General features: G+C 71.5%; 12 protein-coding genes. All 12 read left to right on the top strand.

The features are described from left to right. The first annotated feature begins 286 nt into the window (after positions 1-286). The 12 genes from ELQ40_RS14250 (at position 287) to ELQ40_RS14200 (ending at position 14,247) form a co-directional block, all read left to right on the top strand. On the top strand, positions 287-1,957 hold the full coding sequence (locus ELQ40_RS14250) for a GspE/PulE family protein (RefSeq protein WP_127794279.1): 1,671 nt from the start codon (positions 287-289) through the stop codon (positions 1,955-1,957). Between the two features lie 25 nt (positions 1,958-1,982). Continuing rightward, positions 1,983-3,401, top strand: a complete 1,419-nt coding sequence (locus ELQ40_RS14245) for a type IV pilus twitching motility protein PilT (protein ID WP_127794278.1) — start codon at positions 1,983-1,985, stop codon at positions 3,399-3,401. After that, on the top strand, positions 3,401-4,633 hold the full coding sequence (locus tag ELQ40_RS14240; protein WP_164863613.1) for a type II secretion system F family protein: 1,233 nt from the start codon (positions 3,401-3,403) through the stop codon (positions 4,631-4,633). The genes ELQ40_RS14245 and ELQ40_RS14240 overlap by 1 nt, the downstream gene beginning before the upstream one ends. 181 nt (positions 4,634-4,814) lie before the next feature. Next, positions 4,815-5,246, top strand: coding sequence for a prepilin-type N-terminal cleavage/methylation domain-containing protein (locus tag ELQ40_RS19340; RefSeq protein WP_305004404.1), 432 nt, complete (start codon positions 4,815-4,817; stop codon positions 5,244-5,246). 33 nt (positions 5,247-5,279) lie between these two features. Continuing rightward, positions 5,280-6,707 carry a hypothetical protein gene (locus ELQ40_RS18810; protein WP_164863611.1) on the top strand — a complete coding sequence of 476 codons (1,428 nt, stop codon included), beginning with the start codon at positions 5,280-5,282 and terminating at the stop codon, positions 6,705-6,707. Continuing rightward, positions 6,704-7,495 (top strand): PilW family protein, encoded by a 792-nt coding sequence (locus ELQ40_RS18805; RefSeq protein ID WP_164863609.1) that lies wholly within the window; start codon positions 6,704-6,706, stop codon positions 7,493-7,495. Before ELQ40_RS18810 ends, ELQ40_RS18805 begins: the two co-directional genes overlap by 4 nt. Further along, positions 7,492-9,342, top strand: a complete 1,851-nt coding sequence (locus tag ELQ40_RS14225) for a hypothetical protein (RefSeq protein WP_205649348.1) — start codon at positions 7,492-7,494, stop codon at positions 9,340-9,342. Before ELQ40_RS18805 ends, ELQ40_RS14225 begins: the two co-directional genes overlap by 4 nt. Beyond that, entirely contained in the window at positions 9,342-10,217 is an 876-nt protein-coding gene (locus ELQ40_RS14220; protein ID WP_127794276.1) for an A24 family peptidase, read from the top strand. Before ELQ40_RS14225 ends, ELQ40_RS14220 begins: the two co-directional genes overlap by 1 nt. A 99-nt stretch (positions 10,218-10,316) precedes the next feature. Then, positions 10,317-11,375: a type IV pilus assembly protein PilM gene (pilM, locus tag ELQ40_RS14215; RefSeq protein WP_127794275.1), complete on the top strand. Its 1,059-nt coding sequence runs from the start codon at positions 10,317-10,319 to the stop codon at positions 11,373-11,375. Beyond that, complete coding sequence (locus ELQ40_RS14210; protein WP_127794274.1) at positions 11,372-12,079, top strand: hypothetical protein; 708 nt, start codon at positions 11,372-11,374, stop codon at positions 12,077-12,079. Before pilM ends, ELQ40_RS14210 begins: the two co-directional genes overlap by 4 nt. A gap of 1 nt (position 12,080) precedes the next feature. Further along, positions 12,081-12,917, top strand: a complete 837-nt coding sequence (locus ELQ40_RS14205) for a hypothetical protein (protein ID WP_127794273.1) — start codon at positions 12,081-12,083, stop codon at positions 12,915-12,917. Between the two features lie 109 nt (positions 12,918-13,026). Further along, positions 13,027-14,247 carry an MFS transporter gene (locus tag ELQ40_RS14200; protein ID WP_127794272.1) on the top strand — a complete coding sequence of 407 codons (1,221 nt, stop codon included), beginning with the start codon at positions 13,027-13,029 and terminating at the stop codon, positions 14,245-14,247. The last annotated feature ends 24 nt before the right edge of the window (positions 14,248-14,271 follow it).

Raw genomic sequence — 14,271 nt, 5'->3', positions numbered from 1 at the left:
CCCCGTCTGCGCGACCCCCGACCGGGTGCTCCCCGTCCGGGGGTTCCCCGTTGTGGGGTATAGGAGTGAGTCGCACTCACCTCTACGGTTGCCTCACCCGAACTCCGGGCACCGACGCGCGAACCCGAATCGCGGGTCGGTGGCCGGCACCGGTTCCGGCGCACCCGAGCGCCGCGGACCGGTGAGCACCCCCGTTCCCCCAAGCCCAGGAAAGCCCGCTCCACGCCCCATACCCGTTCCCGCGCGACGCCCTGCCTCGCGCGCCTCCCGCACGACGGAGGCAAGCATGCGCCCACTCGGCGAGATCCTGATCCTGCAGACCGAGGTGTCGATCGAGCACCTCGACGAGATCGGCGCCCTCGAGGACCCCGACGGCCGCGCCGCGCAGCGCCTGGTCGAACGCGGCGTCATCACGGAGGAGCAGTTGGCGCGGGCGAGGGCCGCGCAGGCGGGCGTCGAGTACGTCGCCGACCTGCTGGAGTATCCGGTCGACGCCGAGGCATCCGAACTGGTCGGTGCGGCGACGTGCCGGCGGCACACGGTGCTGCCGGTCGCGCGCGAGGGCGACGTGATCGTGGTCGCGATGGTCGATCCGGGCGACATCCTCGCGATCGACGACGTGCGCGTGGAGTCGGGCCTCGAGGTGCGCCCGCTCGTGGCCTCGCGGTCGGACGTGCTCGCGATGATCGCGCGCACGCACCGCGCCGACACCGAGATGCACGACCTGACGTCGACGATCGAGGATGAGCAGGATGCCACGGGTGCCGACGCGTTCGCGGTCGCCGACGTCGAGGACGACGCGCCGGTCGTGCGCCTCGTGAACCTGCTGGTCTCGCAGGCCATCGCCGACCACGCGAGCGACATCCACATCGAACCGCAGGAGTCGTCCCTTCGCGTGCGGTACCGCATCGACGGCGTGCTGCACGAGATGCAGTCGGCGCCGAAGTCGATCCAGAACGGCGTGATCTCGCGCTTGAAGATCATGGCGGACATCGACATCGCGGAGCGCCGGCGGCCGCAGGACGGCCGCATGTCGGCCTCGGCCGGCGGCCGCAAGATCGACGTACGCGTGGCGACGCTGCCGACGGTGTGGGGCGAGAAGGTCGTCATGCGGATCCTCGACAACTCGCAGGCGACGCTCGACCTCGGCGAGCTCGGGCTGCGCGACGAGAACCTCGCGGTGTACGAGCGCTCGTTCCGACGCCCGCACGGCATGATCCTCGTGACGGGGCCGACGGGTTCGGGCAAGTCGACGACGCTGTACGCGACGCTGAACGCCGTCGCCCGGCCCGAGGTGAACGTGATCACCGTCGAGGATCCGGTCGAGTACCGCATGGCGGGCATCAACCAGGTGCAGGTGAACGTGAAGGCCGGCCTGACGTTCGCGAGCGCGCTGCGGAGCATCCTGCGGTCCGATCCGGACATCGTCCTGGTCGGCGAGATCCGCGACCGGGAGACCGCGCAGATCGCGATCGAGGCGTCGCTGACGGGCCACCTCGTGCTGTCGACGCTGCACACCAACGACGCGGCGAGTGCGGTGACGCGGCTCACCGAGATGGGCGTGGAGCCGTTCCTCGTGGGTTCGGCGGTCGACTGCGTCGTCGCGCAGCGGCTCGCCCGCCGCCTGTGCGACCGCTGCAAGGAGCCGGTCGAGCACCCGATCGAGGAGCTGGCGGCGATGCGGTTCAGGTTCGAGGCGGATGCCCCGGCGCCGCAGCTGTACGGCGCGGTCGGCTGCCAGGCGTGCGCGAAGACCGGGTACCGCGGCCGCATCGCCCTGCACGAGGTGATGGAGGTCGGTGAGGAGATCGAGCGGCTCGCGGTGTCGCGGGCCGCGGCGAGCGAGATCGCCGGCGCGGCGAAGCGGGCCGGTATGCGCTCGCTACGGGAGGACGGGTGGGCGAAGGTCCGCTCGGGGATCACGTCGATCGAGGAGGTCCTGCGGGTCGCCGTCTGACCGCGCGGGGTGGAAGGGAATGTCGATGGACGCGAACGAGCGGCGCTGGGGCGCCGACGAGGTGTTCGAACCGGACGCGTGGAACGCGCCCGGTCGGGACGGCGAGCAGGGGATCGGCGATGGGGCCGCCCCGGGCGATGCCGACGGTGCACGCCACGCCTGGCCGGAGGGCGCCGTGCCCGCACCGGACACGGAGCATCCGCTCATCCCGGAGGGGCGCCGGGCGGTGCCGACGTGGGATGCCGACGGACTGAGCGGCTCGGTGGTGCCGTTGACGCCGGCCGAGGAGGCGACGCTCGCGGCTGCCGATCCGGTGCTCGTGGAGGCGCTCCGCCAGGTCGTGCTGCCGGCCGTCTCCGACCTGCACATCGCCGCGGGTGCCGCGCCGACGTTCCGCGTCGACGGTGCGTTGCGACAGGCGACGGGCCCGGCCTGGGACGCGGTGCGCGTCGAGGAGGTGCTGACGAGCCTGCTGTCGCCCGAGCAGCAGATGGCGTTCGAGCAGGAGCTCGAACTGGACTTCTCGTTCGCGGTGTCGCCCGAGTCGCGGTTCCGCGTGAACTACTCGATGGATCGCGGGACGATGGGCGCCGCGTTCCGGTTGATCCCCGCCGACATCAAGGACCTCGCGGCGCTCGGCGTGCCGAAGGTCGTCGAGCGGTACGCCGGCCTTCCGCGCGGGCTGGTCTTGGTCACGGGCCCGACGGGTTCAGGCAAGTCGACGACGCTGGCGGCGCTCATCGACCTGATCAACCGCACGCGGGCCGACCACATCGTGACGATCGAGGACCCGATCGAGTTCCTGCACACGCACAAGCGCTCGATCGTGCACCAGCGCGAGGTCGGCCCCGACACGCGCAGCTTCGCGACCGCGCTGAAGTACGTCCTGCGGCAGGACCCCGACGTGATCCTCATCGGCGAGCTGCGCGACCTCGAGACGATCTCGGCGGCGCTGACGGCGGCCGAGACCGGCCACCTCGTGTTCGCGACGCTGCACACGCAGTCGGCGTCGCAGACGATCGACCGCATCATCGACGTGTTCCCCCCGCACCAGCAGGGGCAGGTGCGCCAGCAGTTGGCCGCGACCCTGCAGGGCATCGTCTGCCAGACGCTCGTGCGACGGGCATCCGGCGAGGGGCGCACGATCGCGACCGAGGTGCTGATGATGACGCCGGCGATCGCCAACCTGATCCGCGAGGGCAAGACCTACCAGGTGCCGTCGGCGATGCTCGGCGGCCGCGACCTCGGCATGCAGACGATGGACCAGTCGCTCGCGTCGCTCGTCGACCGCGCGGTGATCACGAGGCGCGTGGCGCTCGAGAAGGCGCACGATCCCGAGGCGTTCGAGCACCTCGTGCGCCGCGGCGGCGAGGTCACGCGCGGCAACGCGAGCGATCTCGCCGACATCGACTTCGGCGACGCGTATTCGAAGGGGGTGCGCTGATGGCGACGACGCAGTACGCCTACGTGGGGCGGGATGCCACGGGCAAGACGATCAAGGGCCGGATGGATGCCGCGAGCGAGTCGTCGGTCATCGGCCGGATGGCGGTCATGGGCCTCTCGCCGGTGTCGATCGAGGAGGCGCCTCCGGGAACCGGGCTCCAGCGCGAGATCTCGCTGGGCGGCGCATCCACCTCGGTGCCGCTGAAGGACCTCGCGATCATGAGCCGGCAGATGGCGACGATGATCGGCGCGGGCCTGTCGATCCTGCGGACCCTGTCGGTGCTCGAGTCGCAGACCGACTCGAAGACGCTGCGCGCGATCCTCTCGAAGGTGCGCGACGAGGTGGAGAGCGGGGCATCCGTCTCGGATTCGTTCGCGGCGTACGACCGCACGTTCCCACCGATCATGGTGAGCATGATGCGCGCGGGCGAGACCGGCGGGTTCCTCGACCGGGCGCTCGCGTCGGTGGCCGACGGCTTCGAGAAGGAGGTGAAGCTGCGCGCCGCGATCCGTTCGGCGCTCACGTATCCGGTGATCGTGCTGATCATGGCGGTGTTCGCCGTCGTCGGGATGCTGCTGTTCATCGTGCCGATCTTCACGGACATGTTCGACGGCCTGGGCAGCGAGCTGCCGCTGCCGACCCAGCTGCTCGTGACCCTGTCGGGCGCGATGGTGTGGATCCTGCCGGTCGTGGCGGTGCTCCTGCTCATCGGCCTCGTGTGGTGGACCCGCAACCGGCACACCGCCCGGGTGCGGCGTGCGGTCGACCCCTGGAAGCTGCGCGCGCCCGTGTTCGGCAAGCTCGCGAAGAAGGTCGCGATCGCGCGCTTCGCGAGGAACCTCTCGAGCATGGTCGGGGCGGGCGTGCCGATCCTCCAGTCGCTCAAGATCGTGGGGGAGACGAGCGGCAACTGGGTCATCGAGCAGTCGCTCGTGCGGGTCGGCGAGGGCGTCAGGCAGGGCAGGCCGCTGTCGGGGCTGCTCGCCGGCGAGCAGGTGTTCCCGCCGATGGTGACCCAGATGGTCGCGGTCGGCGAGGACTCGGGCTCGCTCGAGCCCATGCTCGACAAGGTCGCCGAGTTCTACGAGCAGGAGGTCGAGACGGCCTCGGAGCAGCTCACGGCGACGATCGAGCCCATCATGATCGCGATCCTCGGGGTCGTGATCGGCGGCATGGTGATCGCCCTCTACCTGCCGATCTTCACCATCGCCACGGCGGTGCAGGGCGGCTGACGCCGCTCGTTCTCTCGCGTGGACGCCGTCGGCGTCCACCGCTTCCGCGCGCTTCGGAAAATCTGCCTCTGATCAGGTATTTTGTGCCTCATCTTGGGGTATATGCGAACGGATGCACCATGCTTACGCTCCTCGCAAGGCCGGTGTCCCGCCGGCTGCAACCCGAAAGAATGGAATCACCGTGATCAAGCGGATCCTGGCGTCGCTCGAGGAGCGGCGCGCCCAACTCAAGGACGAGGACAAGGGCTTCACGCTCATCGAACTGCTCGTCGTCGTCATCATCATCGGCATCCTGGTGGCGATCGCCATCCCGGTGTACCTCGGCATCCAGAACAGCGCGAAGGACTCTGCCGTCCAGTCGGACCTCACGAACGCGAAGATCGCCGTGGTCGCATACCAGACCAAGAACAACGGAACGCTCCCCGCGAGCCAGGCGGCATTCAACACGGAGTTCAAGAAGCCGTCGGGAGGCAATTACAACAGTGCGGACCCGTACATCGCCTACAGCAGTTCGAGCGGCAATTTCTGCCTGACGGCCACGAGTGGCAGCGGCCAAGTTTGGGCGCTCGGATCGAACGACCCTTCACCGATCAAGGCGGCGACCTGTAGTTGATCCTTTCATTCGACTCTGCAACCTGAGGAACGCATGAACCGCATTGTCCGGCGACTTCACTCCGATGAGTCCGGTGTCGGTCTCGTCGAAGTGCTGCTGGCGATGCTCGTTTTCGCGATCGTGGCGGTGAGCGTGGCCTATTCGGTCACGCTCACCCTCACCAACACCCGAGACTCGAAGGCCCGGCAGATGGCCCTGAACCTCGCGGCATCCGACATCGACGCGGTCCGCGCGATCGGCGACCCATTCGAGGTCCACAGCAGCTCGACGCCCGTCACGAGCAACGGCGAGACGTTCACCGTCCAGCGCACGACCTCGTGGGTGAGCGAGGGCGGCGGCGACGCCGACTGCTCGGCCTCCGGCGGCACGCTCCGCTACAAGCGCGTGAACGTGACCGTCACCTGGACCGGCATGGGGCCGACCGGCATCCCGGCCCGCACCGACACCATCCTCGCGCCGGCGAGCCGCATCAACGACCCGAGCAAGGGCACCGTCTTCGTCTCGGTCAAGGGCGCCGACGGGCTCGGCGAGGAGGACGTCTCGTTCACCGTCTCGCCGAATCCCGGCGCCGGCGTCGTCGTCGAGCCGACCGACGTGGAGGGGTGCAGTTTCCTCCTCGGCGTGACGCCGGGCACCTACACGGTGACGCTCGGCAAGGCCGGGTACATCGACTTCGCGCAGGCGACGAACCCGACCCGCACGGGCGTGGTCACCGCGGGGGGATCCACGGCCTTCGCCTTCCAGTACGACCGGCAGTCGTCGTTCCCGGTGCGCTACGCCTCCAACGCCCTCCGGCTGCCGTCGCAGACGCCGCCCGTGCCGGCCCAGAAGATCGAGTACCCGGCCGAACTCTCGACCACGTACGTCAACGCGAACGGCGTGTGGAACGTCGCCTCGCCCGTGACCGAGGCGGGTAACGCCAACGCGCCGGCGCTCGGCACCGGCACGGCCGCGCGCAGCCTGCACCCGTACCCGGCGGGCTACCAGGCGTTCGCGGGTCCCTACGCCGACACGACGTGCGAGGTGCACGACCCCGAGGCGTGGGCGCCCGACACGACGGCGACCCCGCCCGCCATCGGCCTTCGCGCACCCGCGCAGGGCGCGGCTCCCGGCGGCACCGCGCCGAACCTCGACGTGCCGATGGGCGTCGTCGACATCAGGCAGGCGGCGAGTTCGTCGAACCGGTACGTCGTCGCCGTCCGCCAGTCGTCGCCGGCGGCCCCCGGACAGCCCGCCTGCTCGGGCACCCTCGAGTACCGGTTCGGCGAGATCCTGCCGAACAACAAGACCGGCGCCGCGCGCATGGCGCTGCCGTTCGGCACGTGGCGCATCTACGCCGCGACGAGCTCGTACGGCGGCCGCGTGGTGCTGCCCGCGGCATCCGTCACCCTGCTCACGAAGGGCGTCGTGCCCGACGCGAACGGCTCGCTGATCCTCGACCCGAGGGGGGTGCAGCCGTGAGCCGGGGCATCCGTCGTCGCCAGGCGCAGCTCGATCGGCAGGCGCAGTTCGACCGGCAGCTCGAGCGGCGAGCGCCCCTCCGCCGGCTCGCCGCAGATGACACCGGGCTCTCGCTCGTCGAGCTCCTCGTCGCCGTCGTCATCATCGGCGTCGTGCTGACCATGGTCGCGAACCTCTACATCGCGACCGTGCGCTCGACCGACCAGGCCGGCGAGGTGCACGAGTCGACCGGCAACGCGTCGAACGCCGCGAACGAGCTGGGCTCGGTCATCCGGTTCGCGACGACGAACCCGCGCACCGGTTCGACGGTGCCCGATCCGGCGATCCTCGTGGCGCGCACCGACCGCATCGTGCTGATGGCGACGATCGGCGTCGACCCGGCCGGCGAGGCGGGCGGTCGCCCTCCCAAGCCGACCCTCGTCGAGTTCCAGCGGCAGGCCGATGGCCAGTTGCGCGAGCGCCGCTGGAACCCGAACCCGTCGGGTGCGACCTGGGTGTTCCCCGGCACCGACCCGACGACCCAGACGCCGGCATCGACCCGGCTGCTCGGCGGGACGCTCGCCGCCGGCACCCCGGTGTTCCGGTACTTCACGCTCGACGACGGGAACGCGGCCACGAACGAGGAGCTCACGCCGGGTGCCACCGGCCTCACGGCCGCGCAGCGGGCGCTCGTGGCGCGCGTGAACGTCACCATCACGATGCGCCCGCCGGGCGACCCCGGCGCGCAGCCCGTCGTCATCACGCAGGAGATCCCGCTCGCCAACCTCGGGCTGAGGGAGCCGACATGAGTCCGAACGCGCACCCGCACGGGAGCCCCGACCGCCCGGCCCGCCCGGCTCGAGGCCCGCGCCCCGGCCTCCTCGCGCGCCTCCGCGGCGACGAGCACGGCGCCGCGCTCGCCGTGGTGCTGGGCCTGTCGCTCGTCATGCTCATCCTCATCGCGATCGGGGCGAGCTGGTCGCTGTCGGGCCTGCGCAAGTCGGCGCACGACAACGACTGGTCGGCGGCGCTCGCCGCCGCGTACGCCGGGGCCGACGAGTACACGAGCCGCCTCTCGAACGACGCGACCTACGTCAAGTACGGCAACCCGGCGGCGCCGTTCACCGTGGCGAACGGGAGCGCGGCGAGCGTGGCACTGCCGCCGCCCGCGAAGGCCAACCCGGCGTTCGACGCGACCGCGGCGGGGGCCTGGGCGAGCGTGCCCGGCTCCGACGGCCGCTCCTGGTTCCGCTACGAGGTCGACAACGCCGACTACGACCGCACCGGTGCGATCCGCATCCGGTCGACCGGCCGGGTCGGCGACCAGACCCGCAGCATCGTCGTGAACATCAAGCAGAAGGGGTTCATCGACTACATCTACTTCACCGACTACGAGTTCGCCGACCCGCTGTACAGCTCGTCGTCGTGCACGCCGCAGTACGAGCACGTCGGCTCCGGCCACGACGGCGACTGCACCGAGATCCAGTTCATGCCAGGTGATGAGATCAACGGCCCGCTGCATTCGAACGACACCCCGCTCGTGTGCGAGTCGACGTTCAACGGACCGGTCACGACCGCCGACCCGCGCGCGGCGAACTGGCGCCGGGCGAGCGGCTGCGGCAATCCGACCTGGCACCAGAACGTGCCGCCGCAGTCGGTCGATTCCGTCGGCATGCCGCCGACGAACACCGAGATGAAGAACGAGACCCGCGTCGACCTGCCCGACACCGTCGCGCGGCCCGGATGCCTCTACACCGGGCCGACGACGATCCTGTTCAACTCGAACGGCACGATGACGGTGGTCTCGCCGTGGACGAAGGTGACCCAGCCCTCGTACACGGCAGGGGTCTCGAGCCAGTCGCCGGCGGCGTGCGGTTCCATCGCGGCCCTGAACTCCTACGCCGGGGCGACGATCCCCGTGCTCGACAGCAACCTCGTGTTCGTGCAGGACGTGCCGAGCGCCGCCGGTACCGACCCGAACCGCCCGTCGAGCTCGAGCTGGCGGCCCGACCGGTTCAGCTGCACCGGCAGCGGCGCGTCGCAGGGGTGGGAGTACCGCCAGGGCACTGGCGCGACCCCGCGGATCGGCTACCCCTATTCCGGCGGAACGACCGCGACGACCGAGACCGCCCCCGGGTCGCCGCAGTCCACCTCGTCGACCCCGGCATACGACTGCGACCGCGGCGACCTCTTCGTGCGCGGCACCGTGAACGGCGCGATCACGCTCGCGGCGACCAACGTCTACGTGACCGGCGACCTGCGGTACGCGGACGCCGCCGACGACATGCTCGGGCTCGTCGGACAGAACTCGGTCTGGGTCTGGAACCCGATGCGCAGCTCCACCCCGATCAACCCGAACGGCACCGGGAACCGTCGTATCGACGCGGCGATCCTGTCGGTCGCGCACGTGTTCCAGGCGCAGAACTACTCGACCGGCGGCTTCCGCGGCGACCTCATCGTCACCGGCGCGATCGCCCAGAAGTTCCGCGGCATCGTCACCCAGGGCGGCAACGGCTACGACAAGGACTACAACTACGACGACCGGTTCCGGAACGTCGCACCGCCCAAGTTCCTCACCCCCACCTCGACCACGTACGGCGTGACGCAGTACGCCTCCACGGCGGCGGCGTTCCGGGCGAACGGAGCACCGAACTGATGTCCACCGCACTCCTCACGATCAGCACGGCCCTCGTCGCGACCGTCGGCGTGCTGGGGCTCGCGATCGGCTCGTTCCTCAACGTCGTCGTGCACCGGGTGCCCGCAGGGCTCTCGGTCGTCTCGCCGCGCAGTTCCTGCCCGGACTGCCGGTCTCCCATCCGCGGCCGCGACAACGTGCCGGTGCTCTCGTGGCTGCTGCTCGCGGGGCGCTGCCGCGACTGCCGGTCGCCGATCTCGGCGAGGTATCCGCTCGTCGAGGCGTTCACCGGCGTCGCGTTCGCGGCGATCGCGGGATGGGTCGTGGCCGGCGGGGCCGGGGGAGCCGCAGTGGCCCCCGGCTCCGCCTCCGGGTCGCCGCTCGAAGGCGGCGCCGTCGGCATCGGCCTCGTGATCCTGTTGGTGCTCGCCGCCGTCAGCATCGCGCTGACGCTCATCGACCTCGACACGCATCGGCTCCCGAACGTGATCGTCGGCTGGGCCGCCGTGGTGCTCGGATGCCTCGTGTTCGCGGCATCCGTCATCGGCGGCGACCTCGCCGCGCTGGGCCGTGCGCTGCTGGGCGGTGCCGCGCTCTTCAGCGGATACCTCGTCGTCGCGCTCGTCTCGCGCGGCGGGCTCGGCATGGGCGACGTGAAGCTCGCCGGCGTGCTCGGCCTCGTCCTCGGGTACTTCGGCTGGCCCCAGCTCGCGGTCGGCGCGTTCGCGGCGTTCGCGCTCGGCGGCGTGGCAGGGATCCTGCTGATCGTCACCGGGCGCGCCCGCCGCGGCGACGGCATCCCGTTCGGTCCGTGGATGCTCGCCGGCGCGTGGGCCGGCCTCGTCGGCGGCCCCGCGGTCGCCGACTGGTACCTGCGCCTGGCCGGCTTCGGCTGAGTGCGCCGGTGGTCGAGAAGCGAATCACATCCGGTGGTCGAGTCGCGAAGCGTATCGAGACCCCCGACCCCATCAGACCCGAAGAGTAAGGAACCCGAGATGGCACGAACAGTCGCCGGCATCGACATCGGCAACGGCTCGATCCGCGCTGCCGAGGTCGCCGAGCCCGGCAAGCGGAAGGGCAGGCCGGTCCTGACCCACTATGCGGAGGTGCTCCTGCCCGAGGGCGCCGTCGTCGGCGGCGAGGTGCGCGAACCGAACACGGTCGCCGCCGCCGTCAGGAGCCTCTGGTCGACAGGCGGGTTCACGACCCGCGACGTCGTCCTCGGCATCGGCGGCGAGCGCGTGCTCGCCCGCGACTTCAGCGTGCGCCGGGCACCCCTCGCGCAGATCCGCGACTCGTTGCAGTTCGAGGCGCGCGACATCCTGCCGATGGCGGTCTCCGACGCCGTGCTCGACTTCTACCCGACCGGCGAGGGCACGGGCGAGCAGGGGCCGACGGTCACCGGGCTCCTCATCGCCGCGCCCAAGGAGGCGGTGCTCGGCAACGTGCGGGCGGTGCAGGGCGCGGGGCTGCGGGCGACCGACGTCGACCTGATCCCGTTCGCGCTGACCCGGGCGCTCGTGACGCGCGCCGGGGTCGCCGGCGCCGTCGCCGTGGTCGACATCGGCGCGGAGACGACGACCACCGTGGTCGTGCGCGACGGACTCGTGCAGTTCGTGCGCGTCGTGCCCACCGGCGGGCATCGGATCACCTCGGAACTCGTCAAGGAACTCGATGCCGACCAGGCCACGGCGGAGTCGCTCAAGCGCGAGCTCGGCCTGCGGGCCGCAGACGCCGAGACCGCCGACGGGCGACAGGCGGTGCAGGTCATCTCGGCCGTGGTGCGCGAGCAGCTCACGAGCATCCGCAACACGATCGCGTACGCCCAGAACACGCGCCCCGACCACCCGGTCTCACGCGTGCTGCTGACCGGCGGCGGTGCGCAGCTGCGCGGGCTGGCGACCGCGCTCGGCGAGCTGACCCGGCTCCCCGTCGAGCACGTCGACCCGCTCGCCGGCGTGAAGCTCGGCAGGCGCCTCGAGCATTCCGGGCTCGCGGGCGATCCCCGCCACATGGCCGTCGCGGTCGGCCTCGCACTCGGGAGCGCGGCATGAGCGCCCAGGACGCCGGCGTCGTCGTCGGCGGCGAACCGCGGGCCAGCCTGCTGCCCGCCGAGATCCGGGCCGAACGGGCGTCGAAGAAGATGCGCCGCGGCCTGGTGCTCGGCGTGATCGCGACGGTCGTCGTCGCGGTGCTCGCGGTCGGCGGCGTGTTCGCCCTCCAGTTCAACGCCGCCCTGCAGCTCGCACTCGCGCAGCAGGGCACGACCGCACTGCTCCAGCAGCAGGCCGAGTACGGCGAGGTCCGGCAACTGCGCGGCGACGTCACCCGCGTGCAGGCGGCGCAGCAGCTCGCGGTCGAGACCGAGATCGACTGGAAGGCCTACCTCGAGCAGGTGCAGACCACGCTGCCGCAGGGCGTCGTGATCACGCAGGTCGACCTCGACTCGGCCACGCCGCTCGTGCCGTATGCGCAGTCGACCGCGCCGTTGCAGGGTGCGCGGGTCGCGACGATCGCCTTCACGGCCACGAGCCCGACCCTTCCCGAGGTGCCGCGGTGGCTCGACGGCCTCGCCGCCCTGCCCGGATTCGTCGACGCCCTGCCGGGCGAGACGGTCGCGAACGAGAACGGCACCTGGGAGGTCGACATCACGATGCACGTCGGCGAGGAGGTCTACACGGGCCGCTTCGCGCCCGAGCAATCCGACGAGGCCGCGAGTGCGGATCCGGCAAGCACGACCAAGAAGGACGGTGAGTGACATGGAGGCACGTGATCGCCTCTGGGTGATCGGATCGATCGCGGCGATGGTCGTCGTCGCCCTCATCGCCTGGTTCCTCGGCGTCGCCCCGCAGCTCGCGTCGATCGCTTCGATCGACGCGCAGCGGGCATCCGTCGAGGCCCAGAACGAGCGGGAGCGGGCGGTCCTCGCGACCCTCGAGGAGGATGCCTCGAACCGCACCGAGCTCGAGGCCGAGTGGGCCGTCGCCTCGGCGTCGGTTCCCGACGGCACCGCCGTGCCGCCGTACATCGACCAGCTGAACGCCGCGGCGGGGGCGGCCGGCGTGCGGATCACCAGGATCACCGTCAGCGACGCCGCCGCGTTCACCGTCGCGCCGCCCGCCGACGGCTCAGCAGACGCGGCGGCCGGGACCGGGACGGATGCCGCACCCGCGGACCCGGCCGCACCCGTGGACCCCGCAGCGCCGACGGATGCCGCCCCGACGGATGCCGCATCCGTCACGGCGGCGAGCGTGATCACGCCCGCGAACTTCGCGTACCTGCAGATCGGCATCGAGGTGGAGGGCGACTACCCGAACATCCTCGCCTTCGTGCACGCACTGCAGACCGGTGAGCGGCTCATGCTCGTGAACGACCTCGAGGTGAGCGCCGAGGCCGCGGACCCGAACGTGCAGCCGGGGGGCGGCGCGGCCCCCGAAGGCGACGGCGACGTCGACGGCGAGGCTGCGGCACCTGCCGCCCCCGAGGCGCCGGCGTACCGGGCGCGGATCGGCGGCTACATCTACTCCCTGGTCGACGCCGAGGCGACGGCGTCGACCGAGGCGGATCTCGCGGCGGACGCGGCCGCCGGCGACTGATCGCGCACCCGACGAAGCGCCGCACCGCCTCGCGCGGTGCGGCGCCTCGCGTTGCTAGCATGCCGCTAGCCACCGCGGCGGAACGGGCCGCCCGAGAAGGAGCGCGATCATGACGAGCACCGACGGCCAGGACGCCGAACGCGACACCGCGAAGACGGGGCCGGTGGCCGACGACACGACGCCGACGGCGGATCCCGCCGCCGAGGACGCCTGGACCGAGGACACCCCGTCGGACCCCGCCGGATCGGATACCGCATCGGATGCCCCCGCCGCGGGCGACGAGGTCGCACCGGAAACCCCGGCGGCCGAGCCGGATGCCGCGCCTGCACCGACGACGTTCGACGAACCCGAACCCGCCCCGGAGCCCGTGGCCGCCCCGGAGCCCGTGGCCGCAACGGCTCCGGCCGAGCCCGAGGCATCCGAGCCCGCCGCTGAGGCCGTGACCCGGCCCGAGCCGCTCGCCGAGCCCGAGCCTGCACCTGCCGCACCTGCTGCACCTGCCGCCGCTCCCGCCGTCGCGGACGACGACTCGCAGGCGCGCCTTGACGAGGCCGTCCAGCGCGCGAACGCGGGCCACGAACCGTCGGCGGGTGAGGCGACGGCTGCGGCGACCGCTGCAGGCGCGGCATCCCGGCCCGACGTCGAGCCGCTCCCCGAGCCGGTCGCCGCTGAATCGGTGAGACGCGAGACCTACGTCGCGCCTGCTGCGGGCGCCGCCGCGGTGGGCGCGGCGACGCTCGCGCCCGAACCGGTCGCGCCGGTGCAGCCCCAGACCGTCTACGTCCAGGCCCCGGAGCCGCCCCGCCACCAGGGCAACCGCGGCTTCGGCGTGCTCGTGGCGCTCATCGGTGCCGCGATCTTCGCCGCGTTGTACGCGGGCATCGCCTACCTGCTCATCACGGTGTACGGCGCCGGTCGCGGCGACGGCACTTCGACATTCGCGACCTTCGTCGCGCAGCCCATCTACTGGGTGCCCATCATCGCGTTCTTCGTCGGGTTCGCCCTGCTCGCCGCGATCGTGAACCGCGGCCCATGGTGGACGTACGCGGTGTTCGGCCTGCTCGTGGCCGTGCTCGTCTACTTCTCGTACATCGGCGCGGCGCTGCTCACCGTGCAGGCCTGGACGCTGACGCTCAACCAGGCCACCGAGTTCATCAACCAGCGATGGCTCGACCCGCTGGCGATCACCGCGTTCATCATCGCCCGGGAGATCCCGATCTGGCTCGGCGGCTGGCTCGCGGCCCGCGGCCGCACCGTGGCCGCCCGCAACCTCGAGGCCGACGAGGAGTACGAGCGCAAGCTCGCCGCGGGCCCGCAACCGATCCGCTGATCGCGAGCGGGTCAACCATTCGCA

This window comes from Agromyces sp. LHK192 (assembly GCF_004006235.1).
In the GTDB taxonomy this organism is placed as follows: Bacteria; Actinomycetota; Actinomycetes; order Actinomycetales; family Microbacteriaceae; genus Agromyces.
The sequence above is the reverse complement of the archived record's forward strand: the minus strand, read 5'-3'. Positions and strand labels throughout refer to the sequence as shown.